This window comes from Allobosea sp. 05T422_2, from assembly GCF_056396265.1.
In genome coordinates, this window is record NZ_JBFTLD010000507.1 from 1 (window position 1) to 1,499 (window position 1,499).

The following is a 1,499-nucleotide window of genomic DNA, read 5'->3' on the forward strand; positions in this document are numbered from 1 at the left end:
TGTCGCCTTCTGGGAGGTCCGGATGCTTCAAGAGCTATCGCGCCGCCAGTTTTTGAGAGGCGCAGGAACGGGACTGGCTGGAACAGCCATAGCTGCGCTGGGGTTCGGGGAGTCGGAGCAGGCGCTGGCTCAGGCCGTGCGCCCCTTCAAGCTGGCGCAAACCACCGAGACGCGAAATACCTGTCCCTATTGCTCTGTCGCCTGCGGCGTCATCATGTACGGCCTGGGCGATAGATCGAAAAATGCCCATTCGGCGATCATCCATATCGAGGGCGATCCGGATCATCCGACGAACCGCGGTACCCTCTGTCCCAAGGGCTCGGCCCTGCTCGATTTCGTCCATGCCGAGACGCGCACGAAATTCCCGCAATATCGCGGCCCCGRCCAACGTGACTTCAAGCGCATCAGCTGGGCGGAGGCGCTCGACCGCATAGCGCGGCTGATGAAGGACGACCGCGACAAGAATTTCATCGCCACCAATCAGGATGGTGTGACGGTCAATCGCTGGCTGTCCACCGGGTTCCTGGCGGCCTCGGCGACGACCAACGAAACCGCCTTCATGACCTACAAGGTGGTGCGAAGCACCGGGATGCTGGCGTTCGACAACCAGGCGCGCGTTTGACACGGACCGACGGTGGCCAGTCTGGCCCCAACATTCGGTCGCGGTGCGATGACGAACTCCTGGACGGACATCAAGAATACCGATCTCGTCGTCATCATGGGCGGCAATGCCGCCGAGGCGCATCCTTGCGGCTTCAAATGGGTCACTGAAGCGAAAGCCCAGCGGGGTGCGAAGCTGATCGTYGTCGATCCACGTTTCACGCGCTCGGCGTCCGTCGCTGATTTCTATGCGCCGATCCGGCAGGGCACGGATATCGCCTTCCTCCTGGGGGTGATGAAGTACTGCATCGATAACGACAAGATCCAGCACGACTATGTGCGCGCCTTCACCAACGCGCCGTACCTCGTGAAGGAAGGCTTTGGTTATCAGGAGGGTCTGTTCACCGGTTACGACGAAGCCAAGCGCGATTACGACCGCTCAAGCTGGGAATACGAGCTCGGTCCGGACGGCTACGTGCAGATCGACGAGACGCTGCAGCATCCGCGAAGCGTCTACCAGCTCCTGAAGACCCACATCGCGGCCTACACGCCGGAGATGGTTGAACGCATCTGCGGCACGCCGAAGGACAAGTTCCTGACGATCTGCAAGATGATCTCGGAGACGTCGGCGCGCGACAAGGTCATGACGTCGATGTATGCGCTCGGCTGGACCCAGCACTCCAAGGGCTCGCAGAACATCCGCTCGATGGCGATGCTGCAGCTGCTGCTCGGCAATATCGGCATGCGTGGCGGCGGCATGAATGCGCTGCGCGGCCATTCCAACATCCAGGGCCTGACCGATATCGGCCTGATGTCGAACCTGATCCCCGGCTATCTGACCCTGCCGACGGACAAGGAGGTCGATTTCACGACCTATATGAGCACGCGCGGCTTCAAGC

General features: G+C 61.2%; 1 protein-coding gene. It reads left to right on the forward strand.

The genetic code is table 11. From position 1 onward, the window contains the following. Positions 1-22: 22 nt before the first annotated feature. Positions 23-1,499 (forward strand): molybdopterin-dependent oxidoreductase (locus tag AC1DJT_RS36645; protein WP_476836056.1); only part of this gene is annotated, 1,477 nt, incomplete at its 3' end.